Genomic DNA, 18,224 nt, shown 5'->3' with positions numbered 1-18,224 from the left:
TGTCGTTAGTCATCTTTCTTTCTTTTTAGAGGATAAATTTCAGGGGCAGGCGAGACTCGTATGAGTCACGCCTGCCCCTGCTTGGAACTATCTATTTCCCGACAGCCCCTTTTCTACATTGCTCACTTATCTTATATTCAAATAATCGCAAACTGAAATCCACTTTATCACTTCCGTATTCTTTCGCGTGACTTCGGAATTATATGCAATTACTTCCTGATTTCTCGATATGTCCTGTAATTGGGAGACAGCATTATTGATCGTATTTGACAGCCTGTTTACCGTCTGATTACTTCTCTGTAATTCAGAATAAAGAAGATACTGATTCTCCCTTATCGAATCCAGGCTGTACAAGATATCATCCAGTTTTCCTATGATCGTTCTTCCCATCAGTTCATTTTCATAAATATTGTATGCTCCTTCATGTCCCTGCAGTTGAGAACACCTGCCCGAAGAAAAGTATTCATAAAAGGAGGAGATTGCAACAAGATCTCTGTATTTAGGATAAATCACATTTGCATTGTATAATCTATCCAAAGTGTTAAGCAGCATATTATAATTTGAATCCAGGCGATTTATTTCCGAATTGATAAGCTGTATCTCCCGATTGGCATTTTGTGCGTTTTTTTGAATCTGTGCATTGGTATCCTGTACCCAGGCATGATTTCGACGCCAGGCAGCCTTATCCTGCATGTTTCCATAAATCCAAAAAATAAACACTCCTATACAAACAATAATCCCCACTACAGAACTTGCCAGCATTCCCCTCTCAGTTGTTGAACCCAAAATGGCCATCAAAATAAACATTCCAATAAATCCAAAAAAACCATATGCCAGTCCACATAAAATCATCGTTTCCCACTTTCCTTCTGGCTTTTCTTTATCATCATATAAATTCTTCTGAACAATATTGTTCAGATTCTGAATCTGATAACAATACTGGTTTCTGATCTCTTCCATTTCATATAACTTCATCTCCAAAGATAAAATCTGCGATAAATATGACAGCATCTGTTGTCTCGTCATCTTTTATTATTCCCCTTCCTTTATGTATGGATTTTCGTACATATGTCATTATACTCGAATATTCGTACATTTTCAATATCCGAGTATAAATTTACAATGATTACATAAATTACAGGGAAAGGAAGTAAAACTGTGATCAGCTATCATCCATTGTTCAAAACAATGTCAGAAAAACATATTACTTCTTATGCTCTGTTCAAAAAGGGGTTTTCTAAAGCAACTTACTACTCCATCCAGAAAGGCAACAGCATCAGTACCAACACGGTAAATCAACTCTGCCGTTTACTGGATTGTTCTGTATCTGACATTATGGAATATATTGAAGATGAGCCGACAAGCAGTAAATGATCCGTGCGGATTTTCGTACATATTCAATTTTCATCCACCCTCATATAATCAAATTATGAGGTACGAATATGATTAGTTATGAACCGTTATTCAAGACAATGAAAGAAAAAAAGATCAGTTCATACGAACTGGCCAAACGGGGGTTTCCCCGCTCCACATACTATGCACTTAAGCAAGGAAAAAGTGTTACAACAAACACAGTCAATCAGCTTTGTTCCTTGCTCCATTGCAGTGTATCCGACATCATGGAATATGTTGAAGATAATTCAGATATATAGGAACGCATGATCAAAAATCATGCCGTTCTTTTTATATTTAGATCTGACAGAAAGACAGGAATCTGTCCTGAAAAGGAGAAGAGATGTACACCATTACACCAGATGGTACATCCCTTCTCTATCTATTTCCTGCTATTTCTTACTCTTTCTTTTTCCCCTCATCCTCCGGCATCCTGCCGTACAGTTTCGTCACCCGCGCGATCTCTTTTACCACATCGCCGTCGAACGCTTTCTTCTTCATCCGCCATACCCAGTTTCCTCCCAGGGTGGAAGGCGTATTGATTCTCGCCTCACTTCCGAGTCCCAGATAGTCCTGCATGGGGATCACGCAGAGGTCAGCCACGCTGCTCATGGCCATGGCGATGAAGTCGCCTGCAAGGGAGTCCTCATCGAGCCGCGGTTTCGCCATATATTCTTTTGCAAAATCCCGCGCATATTTGCCCACCTCATGATACCAGCCTCTTGTGGTGTCGTTGTCGTGGGTTCCTGTGTAAACCACGCAGTTCTGCGGATACGTATGGGGCAGATAGTTGGACGACTCTCTGGCGTCAAATGCAAACTGAAGCACCTTCATGCCCGGGAAGCCGCTGTCTTTCAGCAGTTTCAGGACACTGGGGGTTAAGAATCCCAGATCCTCCGCGATGATCTCCGGTCTGCCAAGCTTCGCCTCGATTGCGCGGAACAGGTCCATTCCCGGTCCCGGCATCCATTTTCCGTTTTCTGCCGTCGGATCGCCATATGGAACTGCATAATACTCGTCAAAACCCCGGAAATGGTCGATGCGGACTACATCGTACAGCTTGAAACAGTACTCGATCCGGCGGATCCACCACTCATATCCGGTCTTCTTGTGGTATTCCCAGTTATAAAGAGGATTGCCCCAGAGCTGTCCGGTAGCGGAAAATGCATCCGGAGGACACCCTGCCACTCCGGTGGGATTGTTCTCCTCATCGAACTGGAAGAGCTCCGGCGCAGCCCATGTGTCCGCGCTATCAAACGCCACGTAAATCGGGATATCGCCGATGATCTTCACGCCGTTTTTATTGGCATAGGCATGAAGAGCTTTCCACTGCTTATCAAACTCATACTGCTGGAATTGATAGAACCCGATCTCGTCAGCCAGTTCCTCTTTTGCCGCTTTCACGGCTGCCTCTTCCCGGTTCTTCAGGGGCGCTTCCCATTCCTTCCAGCTTACGCCACCCTGACTGTCCTTGACCGCCATATAGAGGCTGTAATCATCGAGCCAGTATGCATTTTCCCCGGTAAATGCAGTATAGTCCTCCGCCTTGTCCCCGCCGTTTTCCTTAAAACGGTCATAGGCTTTTCTCAGCACCCTGAAACGTGCCTTGTAGATCTTCTCATAGTCGATCTGATCGTCTCTGTCCCCGAAATCGTATTCTTTACACTCTTTCTTTGTCAGAAGACCTTCTTTAATCAGCGTTTTCAAGTCGATAAAATAGGGATTTCCTGCGTATGTGGAGAAAGACTGGTACGGGGAATCCCCGTAGCCAGTCGGTCCAAGCGGCAGGATCTGCCAGTAGCTCTGTCCTGCTTTTCTGAGCAGGTCAACGAACTTATACGCCTCTTTGGAGAAACATCCGATCCCGTATTTGGAAGGAAGCGAGAATACCGGCATTAAAATTCCGCTTGCTCTTTTCATTTTATTTTTCCTCCTGTAATTTCCAGATATCTCTGTTGTACTCTTCAATGGTTCTGTCAGAGGAGAAGTAACCTGCTTTCGCAATGTTGACAAGAGTTTTCTTCGCCCATTCTTTCCGGTCTGCGTATGCGTTCAGCGCCTCATCTTTCTTCTCCTTGTAGGAGTCGAAGTCAAGCAGCGTCATGAACCAGTCTTTTCCGATAATCTCATTTTTCAGGCGCTCCAGGTTCTCTCTGCAGCCCACCTCAAGCATCTTCTCGCCTGTAATGAAGTCCACAGCCGCCTTGATCGCCGGGTTCTTCTCGTAATAATCTCTTGACACATAATCTGCTTTCGCGTAGTGCTCGATTACCTCATCGCTGGTTGCACCGAACACGAAGATGTTCTCATCTCCCACACACTCGTGAATCTCTACATTTGCACCGTCCTCTGTTCCCAGTGTAACCGCGCCGTTGAGCATGAACTTCATATTTCCGGTTCCGCTCGCCTCCTTGGACGCCAGAGAGATCTGCTCGGAAATATCGCATGCCGGAATCAGTTTCTCTGCTTTGGAAACGTTGTAGTTTTCCACCATGACAACTCTCAGGTACGGACTCACGTCCGGATCGTTGTTGATGATCTCCTGCAGACAGAGGATCAGATGGATGATATCTTTTGCAATCGTGTAAGCCGGAGCAGCCTTTGCGCCGAAAATTGCAGTCACCGGAGCTGACGGGATCTTTCCTGCCTTGATTTCCAGGTATTTGTCAATAATGTACAGGGCGTTGAGCTGCTGGCGTTTGTACTCGTGGAGACGTTTTACCTGGATATCGAAAATCGTATCCGGGCTGATTTCGATTCCCTGCGTCTCTTTGAGATAAGTGCAGAGTGCTTCTTTATTCCTGTGCTTGATCTCCATCAGCTTTGTGAGCACTTTTTCATCATCTTTATATGCAAGCAGCTTCTCAAGCTCCATGGCATCTCTGTGATATCCTTCTCCAATCGTCTCATCGAGCATATCAGCCAGAAGCGGGTTGCAGTGGAGCAGCCAGCGGCGGAAGGTGATACCGTTTGTCTTGTTGTTGAATTTCTCCGGGTAGATCCGGTAGAAATTGTTGAGCTCCGAGTTTTTCAGGATCTCTGTGTGCAGCGCAGCCACGCCGTTTACACTGAATCCGTAGTGAATATCAATATGCGCCATGTGAACCGTATCATTTCTGTCGATCACTGCCACACTCTCGTCGTCAAATTTTCTTCTTACTTTGTCGTCCAGCACTTCGATGATCGGCATGAGCTGCGGAACGACCTTCTTCAGGTAGGAAACCGGCCATTTTTCAAGTGCCTCTGCCAGAATCGTGTGGTTCGTGTATGCACATGTCCTTGATACCACGTCAATGGCATCGTCCATATCCATTCCCCTTGCCACAAGGAGACGGATCAGCTCCGGGATCACCATGGTCGGATGGGTGTCGTTGATCTGGATCACCGCGTAATCCGGCAGATCATAAAGCTTGCATCCCTTTGCAGTACACTCGTCAAGGATGAGCTGTGCCCCTGCGCTTACCATCATGTACTGCTGATAGATACGGAGCAGACGTCCGTTCTCATCACTGTCATCCGGATAGAGGAAAAGTGTCAGATTCTTCCGGATATCCTCTTTGTCAAAATCAATGCCGTCCTTAACGATTGTCTCATCTACAGAGTCCAGATCGAACAGATGCAGTTTGTTCGTCTTGTTGTTGTACCCTGTCACTTCAATGTCATACATTCTGGCGTTGACTCTTAAACCTTTAAAGTCAACCGGATATGTGACGTCTGTCTTTTTCAGCCAGGAATACTCCTCGATCCACGGATTCGGAGTCTCCTTCTGAAGGCGGTCTTCAAACACCTGTTTGAAAAGTCCCAGATGATAGTTCAGTCCGATTCCGTCCCCGGCGAGCCCCAGCGTTGCGATAGAGTCAAGAAAGCATGCCGCCAGTCTTCCCAGACCGCCGTTTCCCAGTGACGGTTCCGGCTCAACCTCCTCGATCTCTGTAAGATCTTTTCCGTTCTGTGTGAGAATCTCTTTTACTTCCTTATAGATTCCGAGATTAATCATGTTGTTGGAGAGAAGTTTTCCGATGAGGAACTCTGCGGAAATATAGTAAAGCTTTTTCTTGCTGTCTGTGCGTTCTTTTTCTGCCGCCATCTCCTGGACGATTGTCATAAGAGCGTGATAAATCTCTTCATTTGATGCATCGGCAACTGATTTTCCAAGATACTTCTGTAACTTTTCCTGAATGTTCATGGTCTGCTGATCTCCTTTCAAACCCATCTCTGTAATTTCTTCGGCACCCCCGGCACCATTTCCTTATAGTTCGCATTTTAATACGATTTTCTTCTGATTTCTTGCAAAATACTTGCATTTTATTGTACAATACTATCATTCTATAAATTTTAAAAACTGAAGCGCAGAATACATACAGAGCCCCGTATACGAATTCGGATCCCTGTATACAGGCAGACAGGAGAATATCTTATGAATATCAGCCAATACCAGAATCTGGATTATCAGAACTATCACGAGACAAAATCACACACTGCAGAAGATTTTCCTTATATTACTTATTTATGCTCCATCCCGCTGGATTTTTCCTGCGTGCCGCTCCACTGGCATTCGGAAGCGGAACTGATTGTCATACAGAAAGGGCAGGGATACGTGTCCGCCGATTTCCAGAAACAGCTCGTCACTGCAGGGGATATCATTTTTATCCGCCCCGGCAGGCTCCACATGATCGAGCAGGCAGGAACCCATTCCATGGAATATGAAAATATTATTTTCAAGCCTTCCCTTCTCAGCTCCGGAGAGAACGACCTCTGTTCCGACCGCTTTCTCACACCCCTGATGGAAGGAGTTATTCCCTCGGAGACTTTCCTCACCCAGGCGGTTTCCTTTCATTCCGAGGCGCAGTCCTGCATCCGCAGGATCGACGGCTACTGCAGCGCCCGGCCCGAAGGATACCAGCTCGCGGTAAAGGGGCTTCTCTACGAGTTCTTCTTTCTGCTTGTCAGCCATCAGCAGGAGCTGAAGAATCCGGATCTTCCTCATGCAAAATCTCTGGAGAAAATCAAAACAATCCTGAAATATGTAGAAGAACACTACTCCGAACCGATTTCCATCGATGATATGGCATCCCTTACCTATTACAGCAAGTCTCATTTTATGAAATTTTTCAAGACTCATATGGGAACCGGTTTCATCGAATATCTGAACGACTACCGGCTTACAATGGCGGAACGCCTCCTGCGCTCCACATCCGAGCCGATTCTGGAGATTGCCGGCCGGACCGGTTTTGAGAATCTCTCATATTTCAACCGGATTTTCAAACGAAAATACGGCGTCTCCCCCGGGAAATACCGGAACCTGGCCTGAACGGACCTTCCAGGCCGGACTGCAGACCGCCATGTTCCGCAGGAGCTCCCTGAACCGTACTGACAGCTGTAATTTCCAGACGAAGGCTGCATCTGCGAAACAGAAAACAGCCATTCCCAACTGTCATAAGAAACTGACAGTTGGGAATGGCTGCCCCATCGTTTTCATCCGTCTGTATCCTGTTCCGATCTGTGTTCCGCTCTGCGGATTGCCGTCTAAGAATGATAGTACAACTCGATCGGATCGATCGGATCGAAAGGATGCTCTTCTTCCATCTTCTTATTTCTTCCGCGGCGCTTGAGCAGCTCCCCGCTCTTGTTGTACACCCAGAAAGAATATACCAGAAGCTTGTTCACCTTACCGATTTTCTCTTTCGTCGTTTTTTCGTACAGAACACCGCCTGCTTTCAGCGGCGTCTTTTTATGAATCAGTGAAATCAGCTCCGTCTCGCAGGTCACCGGTTCCGGAAGGATCGTATATCCCCGCCCTACGCAGTCCGGTTTGTGGGAGTCGCTGCCGCCGGTCGTCAGTTTGCCGTACTTTTTCGCCAACTGCAGTGCCCCGGCATTGGAAGCTGCTGACTCACAGCTGTTGAACGCCTCGATAAAATCAAACCGCTTCACGATCTCCGGCGAGAGATAATAGCGTCTCGCATTCGTAAAGCTCATGTACTTCTCGCCGCACGGATGTGCCGGTCCCAGAACTCCGCCGTTGCGATGCACCAGATCAATCAGCAGTGCAAGAGGCATTCCCCTCATCTCCAGGAGTTTCATCTTGACTCCCTCCGGCATAATCACCAGGATGTGCCCGGCGTCCCTTGTATCATACTCGATTCCCTTGAGCACAACAAAGTCCGTATGTTTTTTCCCTTTCAGATTATTTTTCCAGTACCGGTATCCGTTGTATGTATCATGGTCGGTTATGACCATCCCCTGGAATCCGTGTTTCTTCAGGATCGTGATGTATTCCTCCAGCCCTACCTTGCTGTCAATCGACCCTTCTTTTACATGGCAATGCATATCAATTTTCATACGCAAGCCCCCTTTTCTGTCAGATTTATCTGTCGGTCTTTCGGATGAATATCCATGGGTACATTATACAACTTTGTCTGTCTTATGACAACCGGAGAGAGACCTTTTCCATCGTTTCACAACTGATGAAATTTTATCATCCGGACCGGCTCAGTCTTCCTCGTCATCCTCTTCGTCCGCAAAATCGGCTTCCACGAAATCCTCATCATCCATTCTGTCCAGATTTTCCATGACCGCCCGCGCGCGCTCCACCTCATTCGCCGTGGAGTGAGTTCTGCGGATCTCCTCCGCTTTCCTTAAGCTCGCCCGTTTCCTCTTTCTGGACTCCAGAAGAAGCTGCACAAGGATACCTGCGATCAGGCACACTGCCGCCACAATGCCAAATACCAGTTCTGTCCCCTCCGGAAGCAGAAGTACTGCCGCAGCCCCTACCGTAAGCGCACCGAATATTGCTGTAAACAGAATCGTAATGACTTCTTTGAATTTTATCGTAAGGAGTGCCGCCACAAGCCCCGCCGCTGCACAGATAAGAGCGCCGGTCACATCAGCGGGACCGATAAAATACGCACACCCCAGCCCTGCTGCCGCCCATACTGTGATAAAGATTCCAAACCGGTACAGCCATGCCGAGAGCCCTCCGAGAATGATTCCGAGAACCACTCCCGGTATCCAGTCATATGTCAGGGTAATCCCCGTTACATCCATCACCAGTGTACCGCCCAGGAAGCCTGCCGCCAGACCGAAAAGCGCCGCCCACACCCGGACAATCTTAAGTCCCAGAAGACAGATCAGCAGACCGATCACTGCCGCTGCTGCCACAGCGATCATCTCCGTGTCCGTAAGAGCGCGTCCGTTTTCCAGAATTTTCCCGATTGAAAAACCAACATCCCAGTTTCCGATTATCTCCCGTAGATTCATCTTTCTTCTCCTTGTTCCTTTTTAATTATTCTTTTTCCCCATTCATTTTCCCCGGGATCTCCGGATCCCCTTTCTATTCCCGTCTATTCTACCAATTTTCCCGGCGCAATACAAGACAAAGAAGATGGATGCCAATCACTTTTTTATGATCAACATCCATCTTCACTCTGATATTTCTATCATTCTTTTTACCTCTTTCTATCTTTTTTCTGATAGATTAAATTAATGTTCCCGGTGGTCCGTACCTCCTGTTCTTAGATTCCTGTCCGGCTCTGGTTCTTTGATAATCTTCCGTGATATAGATTTTGCTTCTCTCATAACTTTCTCGTCATTATGATCTTTCTCTATATCTGATTACCTTTCCCCCTCCGTGTCCGGCAGGTTAAAAACTTTTTAAAGTTTTTATTTGTTGTAATTATAATATCACTCACTTTTACTTTTGTCAATAAATTTTTAGTATTTTTATCAAATAATTTTAAATTATCTGTTAATTTATAACCCTGTTGACTTCTCCCCCTGCGCAACTTAAAATAGAAAGGAAATGTCTCAGACTTTGAAATAAAAGACAAAAGGAGATTTTTATAATGGAACAGTTAAAAATACCCGAGGGTTACTCCTCTCCCCTGACAATCCGGGAGACGGAAGTGGCCATCAAAGAGGTTAAAGATCATTTCGAACGCGCGCTTGCAAAAGCCCTGCACCTCACCCGTGTCTCCGCTCCGCTGTTCGTCTATCCGGACTCCGGACTGAACGACAACTTAAACGGCGTGGAGCGTCCTGTCGCTTTCGGTATCAGGGAGCAGGATGAGGCCGTTGCCGAGATTGTCCACTCTCTGGCAAAATGGAAAAGATTCGCCCTGAAGAAATACGGATTTCATTCCGGTGAAGGGCTCTACACGGATATGAGTGCCGTGCGCCGGGATGAGGACACGGACAACATTCATTCCCTCTATGTCGATCAGTGGGACTGGGAGAAGATCATTTCCAGGGAAGAACGCAATACCGAGACGCTGCAGTACACAGTACGCAAAGTATACAGCGCGCTGAAAGACACGGAGGACTACATATCAAGACGGTATAACTATATTGAACCGCTCCTGCCGGATGATATCTTTTTCATCACTTCACAGGAACTGGAAGATATGTATCCGGACCGCACGCCGAAAGAGCGCGAGAACCTGATCGCCAGAGCCAAAGGAGCCGTCTTTGTCTCCCAGATCGGCAAAGTCCTCGCTTCCGGTGAAAAACATGACGGACGCGCACCGGACTATGATGACTGGGAGTTAAACGGCGATATTATCGTCTATTACCCGGTTCTTGACATGGCCCTTGAGCTCTCCTCCATGGGAATCCGTGTGGATGAAGACTCTCTCCGCCGCCAGCTCAAAGAAGCAGGATGCGAAGAACGGGCAGAGCTCCCCTTCCAGAAATCCCTGCTGAACGGAGAACTGCCCTATACCGTGGGCGGTGGAATCGGGCAGTCCAGAATCTGCATGTACTACCTGCGTAAAGCTCATATCGGCGAGGTACAGTCTTCCCTCTGGCCGGAGGAGATCGTAACGCGCGCAAGAGAAAACGGAATACAGCTGTTGTAATTTTGGGACACAGTCAGCATCAAAAGGGGACGTAGTAAAGCTAAACTTTACTACGTCCCCAAACTGCAACCGCCTGCATATGCTGCGCCCGGTGCCTGTCTTCCACCACATCCTTCGGATACCGTATCACTCCGTTATTATCATAGGGATCATTGAAATAATAACCTTCTTCGTCAAATCCTACCAGAAGCATACAGTGTTCATTGGAAATCCAGGTAAATTCTTCTCCCGTATCAGAGAGCCGCCAGGAGGGACCGGTAACCGGCTCCCGCATATTGATGCACGCCCAGAATATCACGGGCATTCCTTTGCTGACATATTTTTCTGTCAGCTCTTCTGCAGTGAGCCCCGTCTCGTCTTTCACCTGAAATTCTCTGTATTTTTCTCCATACCGATGGACGGCATTTTCCAATGCCCGCTCAAGCGCCCGGACGATCACAGGGGCATAGCACCCGAATGCATCTTCATCGTACGGACTTCCGCAGAAATATCTGCGGGGATCGGGTCCATAAAGGACCCCGTTCCTTAATTCAAAGTCTTGTTTTTCCAGATCGTTTTCTATAAATTCATCGACCGTAACCGGAATCCCGAGAAACTGCAGCAGCATTACTGCAGACACGCTCTCGCATCCGGTCGGATACTTTACGCTCTGGTCGATATACGGAACATCAAGCCGGATCATTTCCCGCCCCCTGACGCAGCCGCCTGTTTTTTCTCTTTTCTCTCAAAGAAGATCTTCATTCCGGAAAGCACCGCCAGCAGCAGGATCAGGCTGAATCCGAGCACAACCCACCAGATCTGCACGATTCCGGCCAGCAGGTATCCGATCAGGGAAACGATCATTACTACGGCAGCATACTGCATCTGCGTAGATACGTGATTCAGATGGTTACTCTGCGCTCCCGCCGATGACATAACTGTTGTGTCTGAAATCGGAGAAATGTGGTCGCCGCAAACTGCTCCTGCAAGAACAGCCGCCACAGCAACGATCATCATCTCCAGATTTGTACTGCCCTCGAACATCGCTGTCGCGATCGGAACAAGGATAGCGAATGTTCCCCAGGATGTTCCCGTGGAAAATGAGAGGAATACCGCTGCAATATACAGCACAGCCGGGATAAAGATACTTGCCGACGCATTGTCTCCGACGACATGGCCGACAAAATCAGCCAGTCCCAGCGCATCGCCGACCCCCTTCAGGGACCATGCGAAAATCAGAATCGTCACTGCCGGAATCATCAGCTTGAACCCTTCTACAAGGCTGTCCATAAATCCCTTGAAAGTGACGACCTTTCTCGGCAGATATAAAAACAGCATGACAAAGATTGTCAGCGTGGTTGCAAAGATCAGGCTTGTCTCGGCATCGCATCCGGAGAATGCGGTAATCACATCCGTTGCGCCTCCCAGGTATCCGGTATAAATCATGGCGCCGATGGCGGAGACAATCAGCACGGCAACCGGAAGCACAAGGTCAATCACCTTGCCGTTGGGGTTTACTTCTTCCTCGGGAACCTGTTCGAACTCCTCCGCACCGCTTGTGAAAAGATCTCCTTTTGCCGCGTTGTCCTCATGTTTCTTCATCAGCCCGAAGTCAAATGCCGTCAGTGTCATGAAGATAACCATAACCAGAGTCAGAATCGCATACAGGTTATACGGAATCGTCCGCAGGAACAGCTGAAATCCGCTGATCCCCGCATCTTCCGGCACGTAGGAATTCACCGCCGCAGCCCAGCTTGAGATCGGTGCGATAATACACACCGGAGCCGCCGTCGCATCGATAATGTAGGCAAGTTTTGCTCTGGAGACCTTATAACGGTCTGTCACAGGCCTCATAACAGAACCCACGGTCAGACAGTTGAAATAGTCGTCCACAAAAATCAGGATTCCCAGACCGGTTGTGGCAAGCAGGGCACTCTTTTTCGACTTGATCTTACTCCCCGCCCATTTTCCGTAGGCAGCAGAGCCTCCCGTCTTCGCCATGAGCACAATAATCATGCCCAACAGCACGTCAAAGATCAGAATATTCAGATTCATACTGTCTTTCATGATCTCGAAAAAATTGACAAATGAATTCCACGGGTGGAAACCACTGTAAAGCAGCGCGCCTACTGCGACACCGATAAACAGCGAACTGTACACTTCTTTTGTGATAAATGCCAGTACAATCGCCAGGATCGGCGGAAGCAGTGACCACCACGTTCCGATAAACATTGAACCGTCCATAAATACTTTACTCCTTTTTTCTCTTTTTTGATGTATAAATATTGAGGTATAAATGCTTCCCTTCTCCGGAAGCCTCTGATTAGCGGCGGTAATAATTCACGCTGTCGAGAAAAATCATGTTTTCCCGCACCCAGGAATTATTCGCCATCTTTTTGACCAGCTTCAGCCGGAGACGTACCTTTCCTGAAGAAAGCCTGAGATCATTCTCCGTAAACCATCCCTTTTTCACCTCAAAACCGGTAATCTGCTTCCACCCGAACACAAGCGGTTCTCCCGAATTCCAGTTTTCCAGAGCCGGGAAGATACAGATTCCCTGTTCTGAAAAACAGACGTAAAAATATTCCGCCTTTTCGAATTCTTTCACATTCTCCAGAGTGTCCGGCAGCACCCATTCTCTTCCTGTGGTCCGGCGTGCAAGAGCGATATTATGATTATAAGGGATATCATATTTCAGGATGAGATTCTCAAGTTTTTCTTCTGTAAGCATAACATGCCTCCCTCTTCCGCTGATTCTCAGGTTATTGTAACACGATTTGAAGACGGATGGAAGTACAGTTTCTTCCGGATTGCATTTCTTGTATAATCCTGTTATCATATCTGTGTACCAATTCAATGAATTCCAGATCTTTTTTACAAATTATAGTACAATCCTGCCTGTATTTTTTTCCGGCAGATCAGATAAAAAAGTTCTGAACAGCACAACAGGAGGAAAAAACATGTATCGGCAGGTTCCCTTATCACCGGAACAGAAAGAACAGGCAAGACATGGAGAATCCATGTTCCCCCTGCAGAAATATATCACACTGCTCTCTTACATTTATCCCACAGTCGCCGCGCACTGGCACGAGGAGGCTGAATTTACAATGATTACAGGTGGCCGCTGTACCTATCAGATCCAGTTTGACTCCTTTGAGGTCACTGAGGGGGACATTCTCTTTCTTCCCCCGTCCATCCTCCACTCTCTTTCCGTTGAGACCGGCGGTTTTATGAAGTCAGAGACTTATGTATTTCATATGAATTTCCTCGGTTCGAATTCTGCCGACGTCTGTTCCGTGCGCTATCTCAAGCCCATCACGCAGCAGACCCTCATCCTGCCCGCTGTAATCCATCCGGACCATCCGGCCTACCGGGAGCTCAGGGATATTTTTTCAGATATGAATACTGCATACACCAGACAGCTCCCGGGATATGAACTGAAGCTGAAAGCCCTCCTGCTCAAGGTACTCTCTGCCCTCATTCCCTTTGGAAGAGAAAATGCATCCCGCCCCCGGATCGAGACAGACCATATTCAGAAAATCCGTCAGATACTCGATTATATCGGCGAGCACTACAGTGAAGATCTTTCCATTGCCCGGCTGGCAGAGCGGTGCTATTTCAGCGAATATTATTTTATGCGTTTCTTTAAAAAATACGTGGGAATTTCCTGCCTGGAATATATAAAGAATCTGAGACTGGAAAAAGCCGCCGGACTTTTGGCCGGCGGAGAGACTTCCGTTCTGGAGGCCTCACTGTCTGCCGGATTTTCCAATCTTTCTTACTTCTATCGTGAATTTAAGAAAAAATATGGCATGACGCCAAAAAAATATATTGAAAGCCTGTCCTCAGGCGGCATCACTCCGGGAGCTCCGCTTCACGGACAAAGTCACCTGTTATGTTAAATGCATGGTTCATCGGACCACTCCCCTGTCCCAGATCAAGCATGGCCGAGAGAGCCCCGGAAATATACTCTTTTGCCCGCTCCACAGACCTCTCCATGGAAAAACCTTTTGCCAGATTGGCGGCAATGGCGCTGGAAAGAGTACACCCTGTCCCATGCGTATTGGGGTTGTCTATCCTCCTGCCGTAAAACCAGCGGTGTACCCCATTCTTCCAGAACAGGTCATTGGCGTCGCTGACCCGGTGTCCTCCTTTCACAAGCACACCGCAGCCGTAAGACGTACCGATCTTCTCAGCCGCTGCGAGCATCTCCTTTTCCGATCTGATCTGCATTCCGGCAAGCACCTCTGCCTCCGGGATATTAGGTGTCAGGATATCTGCCAGAGGAAGAAGTTCCTCCCTGAGCGTCCCCGACGAGCCGTCCGAGAGAAGTTTTGATCCGCTCGTCGAAACCATAACCGGATCCACCACAATATGTGTCGCTTTATACGTTCTGAGCTTTTCCGCAATTACCCGGATCAGTCCCGATGAGGATACCATCCCGATCTTCACCGCATCCGGCCGGATATCGGTAAAGATACAGTCAATCTGCTCTGCCAGAAATTCCGGCGTAACCTCCATAATGTCCTTAACGCCCACTGTATTCTGCGCCGTAAGGGCTGTGACCGCGCTCATAGCGAATACTCCGTTTGCCGTCATGGTCTTGATATCTGCCTGGATGCCGGCTCCGCCGCTGGAGTCGCTTCCCGCAATTGTAAGTGCAGTTTTCATCTGTGTTCTCCTATTTTCTCTTTTTTGTATTTTCCAACTGTTCCACCCGTTTCCAGAACAGATTGAAATCTTTAAATTCCGGAAGATAGATATCTGCCGTATTCCAGATCTGAGCCAGATCTTTATCGTCGGATCTGTCATAGACAGCTACTGTCTTAAATCCCGCCCGCTTTGCCGTCTGAATGGCGTGAAGCGCATCCTCAAACACAAGTGTCTCCCCCGGCTCCGTGTCAAGCTGCAATGCCGCAGCATAGAAAATGTCAGGCTGATTCTTCCCGCTTCCGATCCCGGAGGAGGTAAACATCGCCTGAAAAAAGGAATAGACCTTCAGCCGTTTCAAGGCTGCCTCCGCATTCCTGCGGTCTCCGGACGTAGCGATTACCATCGGAATCTTTCTTTCCTTCAGCTCAGTGAGGAACTGCCTGACTCCCTCTTTCAAAGGGACACGGTTCTCATAGAATTCCCGCACCTCTCTGGCAAGTCCGTCCACGATCTGCTGCGGAGTCTTGTCAAGCCCGTAATGAACGATCAGATATTCTGCCGCTTCTTCCATACTCATGGCAAAAAGGATTTCACCAAGTCCTTTTTCCGCCTGTATTCCCAGGCTTTCCAGATACAATTCTCCCAGATTTTCCCAGACAGGCATGGAGTTTAAGAGTACTCCATCCACATCAAAAACTGCTCCCTTGATCATAGTTCTATTACCCCAACATCTTTTCTGTCTGTTCCTTTAAGTCAGCCGCAGCCGCCTCAATGTCCTGCTTTGCAAAAATCGCACTGATCACTGCGATTCCGCAGATCCCGGTCCCCCGAAGTTCCAGGACATTATCCCTTGTGATCCCGCCGATGGCGATCACGGGGATGTCCACGGCATCACAGATTCTCCGGAGCGTCTCATGCTCGACTTCCGTTGCATCTGCCTTTGAGCCGGTGGGGAATACGGCTCCCACACCGAGGTAATCTGCGCCATGCTCCTGTGCGCGAAGCGCCTGCTCCACAGTCTGCGCGGAAACACCGATAATCTTATCCGGTCCCAGCCTGCGGCGCACATCCCCCGCTTCCATATCATGCTGCCCCACATGGACTCCGTCTGCTCCGGCTTTTTCCGCGATATCCACATTGTCGTTAATGACAAAGGGGACGCCATATTCCCGGCAGAGCTTCCCGATCTCCAGAGCCTCTTCCAGAAATGCCTCTTCATCCAGCTCTTTCTCCCGGAGCTGAATAAAGGTTGCCCCGCCTTTTAATGCCGCCTCCACCTGACTTTTCAGAGTCTGTCCCCGCAGCCAGGTTCTGTCTGTCACAGCATACAGAAGGAGAGCTTTTCTGTCCACATTATTCTTTCTATCGCCGCTCATATCTTGCTCCTTTCTCTAAATCATTTCCCGACATGTTATAGATCGCATCGATGATCCGGTTCCGGTATGTAGCATTTCCATCCCCCTCTTGCATCCGGCTCCATCCGATCTCTCCGGCATATCCCATCATGCACACAGCGGAGGCCGCTGCTTCCAGAACATTGTCCGGATTTGCCGCCAGAAACGCCGTCATAATTCCGGAGAGCTGGCATCCGGTTCCGGTGATCTTCCCCATCTCCGGGCGTCCGTTACGGATTACATAACATTTCTCTCCATCCGTTACCAGATCGATTGCTCCTGTCACTGCCACAATACAGCCTGCAGACCTGGAAAAGTCTTTCACAAATTCTACTGCATCTGCCAGGTTCTCCTCCGTCACAGCGTCTGCCGCATCCGCGTCCACGCCTTTTGTAGTGCCGCTTCCAAGGGCAAGTGTCCGGATCTCGGAGATATTTCCCCGGATGGCGGTAAGCTTCAGCTCCCTCATAAGGCCCAGCGCTGTATCCGTGCGAAGGGCGCTCGCCCCTGCTCCCACCGGGTCAAGAAGGACGGGATGCCCCAGTTCATTTGCCTTCTTTCCTGCCCGGAACATTCCTTCTATACTGGTTTTGTGAAGGGTTCCGATATTGATATTCAGGCCGTTGCACACGGAAGTGATGTCTTCCACATCCTCCGCCTCATCGGACATAATGGGACTGCCGCCGCAGGCAAGCAGGGCATTAGCCACGTCGTTTACGGTCACATAGTTGGTGATATTGTGCACAAGCGGCACGGTCTTTCTGACATTGTCCAGACATTCTTTCATCATGATAACTGTACCTCATCTTCAAAAGAAAAGCGGAGCCTTCGGACTTCACAGTTTCTCCAAATTCCCCCGCTTTTTCTTTCGTTCTCTCTTAACTTTTTTATATTTTTGTTCTCAGTTTTTCGCCTGCTGTGGCTTTGCCTCCAGATTGCCAAGATAGATATCGAATATCTTCATCTTCTTCATCGTTGTCACAAGCACAGCCGCAATGATCGTTCCCCCGCAGCTTGAAACAAAGAAGGGGAGGACAAACCCGAACACCGCGCTCTCGCTTCCCATAATCAGTGTAGCGATCGGATAGCTTAACAGCCCGCCGATGACAGATGTTCCGAACAGCTCTCCCAGATATGCAAGCGGAAGGTGTTTTCCGTATTTATACAGAATACCGCACAAAAATGCTCCGCACATGGATCCGGGAAATGCAAGCAGAGTTCCCGTCCCCATCAGATTTCTGAGAAGGCTCGTAACAAATGCCATACCGACTCCGTATCCGGGTCCCAGGAACACGCCTGCAAGAATGTTGATAAAATGCTGGACCGGAGCACATTTTGAGGCTCCCACCGGAATCGACAGCGGGGAACAGACGATTCCCACCGCAACAAGGATACCCGCAAGGGCAAGTTTCTTCACGTTGACATTTTTCATTACCATAACCTCCTGTACACATGCGTCCATACTTTCTGCCTCCTGCGGCAGAATGTCAACCGTATGGCGCGCACTTGTCGGTCGATGCTCACTGGCATCCTCTCACTCCGGAACACGGATTCCCTCGCATAATGTTTTTGTACGATCAAGATGTAATTGCTCTGGTGTACAGTTAAAACCCGGACGGCGCTCCCCGCCCGGGAAAACTTGTTATTCAATTTTCCGAGAATTATGTTACCATGTTCTGGCAGGAAAAGCAATAAGATTGTTCCTTTTCATATGTCTGCCAGATGTCCGTCCGGCTGTACTGTCCCATGTTGCCCCGGCGGCCACGCTTTCGCTCGGGAGTGGAGCGCAGCGGTACATAGGACCGCAAAAGACGCGGTCCAAGGACCGGCGCTCCACTACGGCCCTTCGTGACAACATGGGACAGTACAGCCTGGGATCTGGCGAGGATACGAAAAGGAATATGAAAAGTAACTAATTTATGGGAAGTCAGTAATTTATGGAAAGTCAGCT

General features: G+C 48.3%; 18 protein-coding genes. 5 read left to right on the top strand and 13 right to left on the bottom strand.

The window, feature by feature from the left end; genetic code table 11:
- Positions 1–126: 126 nt before the first annotated feature.
- A complete protein-coding gene (locus B5F07_RS15210; protein WP_140398036.1) occupies positions 127–1,026 on the bottom strand; it encodes a hypothetical protein in 900 nt (299 codons plus the stop codon).
- A gap of 132 nt (positions 1,027–1,158) precedes the next feature.
- Between B5F07_RS15210 and B5F07_RS15205 the strand changes: the two genes are divergently transcribed.
- Complete coding sequence (locus tag B5F07_RS15205; RefSeq protein ID WP_087162135.1) at positions 1,159–1,374, top strand: helix-turn-helix domain-containing protein; 216 nt, start codon at positions 1,159–1,161, stop codon at positions 1,372–1,374.
- A gap of 68 nt (positions 1,375–1,442) precedes the next feature.
- Positions 1,443–1,652, top strand: coding sequence for a helix-turn-helix domain-containing protein (locus B5F07_RS23575; protein ID WP_087162134.1), 210 nt, complete (start codon positions 1,443–1,445; stop codon positions 1,650–1,652).
- Positions 1,653–1,791: 139 nt separating this feature from the next.
- On the opposite strand, the gene malQ is transcribed toward B5F07_RS23575, so the two are convergent.
- Positions 1,792–3,312 carry a 4-alpha-glucanotransferase gene (malQ, locus tag B5F07_RS15195; RefSeq protein WP_087162133.1) on the bottom strand — a complete coding sequence of 507 codons (1,521 nt, stop codon included), beginning with the start codon at positions 3,310–3,312 and terminating at the stop codon, positions 1,792–1,794.
- Position 3,313: 1 nt separating this feature from the next.
- The gene (locus B5F07_RS15190) at positions 3,314–5,578 is read right to left on the bottom strand and encodes a glycogen/starch/alpha-glucan phosphorylase (RefSeq protein ID WP_087162132.1); all 2,265 of its coding nucleotides are present in this window, start codon (positions 5,576–5,578) and stop codon (positions 3,314–3,316) included.
- 231 nt (positions 5,579–5,809) lie between these two features.
- On the opposite strand from B5F07_RS15190, the gene B5F07_RS15185 reads away from it, so the two are divergent.
- Complete coding sequence (locus B5F07_RS15185) at positions 5,810–6,703, top strand: helix-turn-helix transcriptional regulator (protein WP_087162131.1); 894 nt, start codon at positions 5,810–5,812, stop codon at positions 6,701–6,703.
- A gap of 215 nt (positions 6,704–6,918) precedes the next feature.
- On the opposite strand, the gene B5F07_RS15180 is transcribed toward B5F07_RS15185, so the two are convergent.
- Positions 6,919–7,734 carry a PHP-associated domain-containing protein gene (locus B5F07_RS15180; protein WP_087162130.1) on the bottom strand — a complete coding sequence of 272 codons (816 nt, stop codon included), beginning with the start codon at positions 7,732–7,734 and terminating at the stop codon, positions 6,919–6,921.
- A gap of 150 nt (positions 7,735–7,884) precedes the next feature.
- Positions 7,885–8,652 carry a hypothetical protein gene (locus B5F07_RS15175; protein WP_087162129.1) on the bottom strand — a complete coding sequence of 256 codons (768 nt, stop codon included), beginning with the start codon at positions 8,650–8,652 and terminating at the stop codon, positions 7,885–7,887.
- A gap of 584 nt (positions 8,653–9,236) precedes the next feature.
- Between B5F07_RS15175 and asnA the strand changes: the two genes are divergently transcribed.
- On the top strand, positions 9,237–10,247 hold the full coding sequence (gene asnA / locus B5F07_RS15170; RefSeq protein WP_087162128.1) for an aspartate--ammonia ligase: 1,011 nt from the start codon (positions 9,237–9,239) through the stop codon (positions 10,245–10,247).
- Positions 10,248–10,287: 40 nt separating this feature from the next.
- On the opposite strand, the gene B5F07_RS15165 is transcribed toward asnA, so the two are convergent.
- The 3 genes from B5F07_RS15165 to B5F07_RS15155 form a co-directional block, all read right to left on the bottom strand.
- Entirely contained in the window at positions 10,288–10,929 is a 642-nt protein-coding gene (locus B5F07_RS15165) for a C39 family peptidase (protein WP_191404170.1), read from the bottom strand.
- A complete protein-coding gene (locus B5F07_RS15160) occupies positions 10,926–12,470 on the bottom strand; it encodes a Na+/H+ antiporter NhaC family protein (protein ID WP_087162127.1) in 1,545 nt (514 codons plus the stop codon). The genes B5F07_RS15165 and B5F07_RS15160 overlap by 4 nt, the downstream gene beginning before the upstream one ends.
- 79 nt (positions 12,471–12,549) lie before the next feature.
- Positions 12,550–12,957, bottom strand: coding sequence for a hypothetical protein (locus B5F07_RS15155; protein ID WP_087162126.1), 408 nt, complete (start codon positions 12,955–12,957; stop codon positions 12,550–12,552).
- Positions 12,958–13,186: 229 nt separating this feature from the next.
- On the opposite strand from B5F07_RS15155, the gene B5F07_RS15150 reads away from it, so the two are divergent.
- Positions 13,187–14,128 carry an AraC family transcriptional regulator gene (locus B5F07_RS15150; RefSeq protein WP_087162142.1) on the top strand — a complete coding sequence of 314 codons (942 nt, stop codon included), beginning with the start codon at positions 13,187–13,189 and terminating at the stop codon, positions 14,126–14,128.
- Here B5F07_RS15150 and thiD read toward each other — a convergent pair.
- The 5 genes from thiD to thiW form a co-directional block, all read right to left on the bottom strand.
- Entirely contained in the window at positions 14,082–14,897 is an 816-nt protein-coding gene (gene thiD / locus B5F07_RS15145; RefSeq protein WP_087162125.1) for a bifunctional hydroxymethylpyrimidine kinase/phosphomethylpyrimidine kinase, read from the bottom strand. The genes B5F07_RS15150 and thiD overlap by 47 nt on opposite strands.
- Before the next feature lie 10 nt (positions 14,898–14,907).
- Positions 14,908–15,591 carry an HAD family hydrolase gene (locus tag B5F07_RS15140; protein ID WP_087162124.1) on the bottom strand — a complete coding sequence of 228 codons (684 nt, stop codon included), beginning with the start codon at positions 15,589–15,591 and terminating at the stop codon, positions 14,908–14,910.
- A gap of 7 nt (positions 15,592–15,598) precedes the next feature.
- A complete protein-coding gene (gene thiE, locus B5F07_RS15135; RefSeq protein ID WP_087162123.1) occupies positions 15,599–16,255 on the bottom strand; it encodes a thiamine phosphate synthase in 657 nt (218 codons plus the stop codon).
- Positions 16,242–17,063, bottom strand: coding sequence for a hydroxyethylthiazole kinase (thiM, locus tag B5F07_RS15130; protein WP_087162122.1), 822 nt, complete (start codon positions 17,061–17,063; stop codon positions 16,242–16,244). The genes thiE and thiM overlap by 14 nt, the downstream gene beginning before the upstream one ends.
- A gap of 111 nt (positions 17,064–17,174) precedes the next feature.
- Entirely contained in the window at positions 17,175–17,735 is a 561-nt protein-coding gene (gene thiW, locus B5F07_RS15125; protein WP_242972548.1) for an energy coupling factor transporter S component ThiW, read from the bottom strand.
- Positions 17,736–18,224 lie beyond the last annotated feature (489 nt).

Origin of the sequence: Lachnoclostridium sp. An169 (genome assembly GCF_002160525.1) — a bacterium.
GTDB lineage: Bacteria > Bacillota > Clostridia > Lachnospirales > Lachnospiraceae > Mediterraneibacter > Mediterraneibacter cottocaccae.
This window is presented reverse-complemented; position numbering and strand designations above follow the sequence as displayed.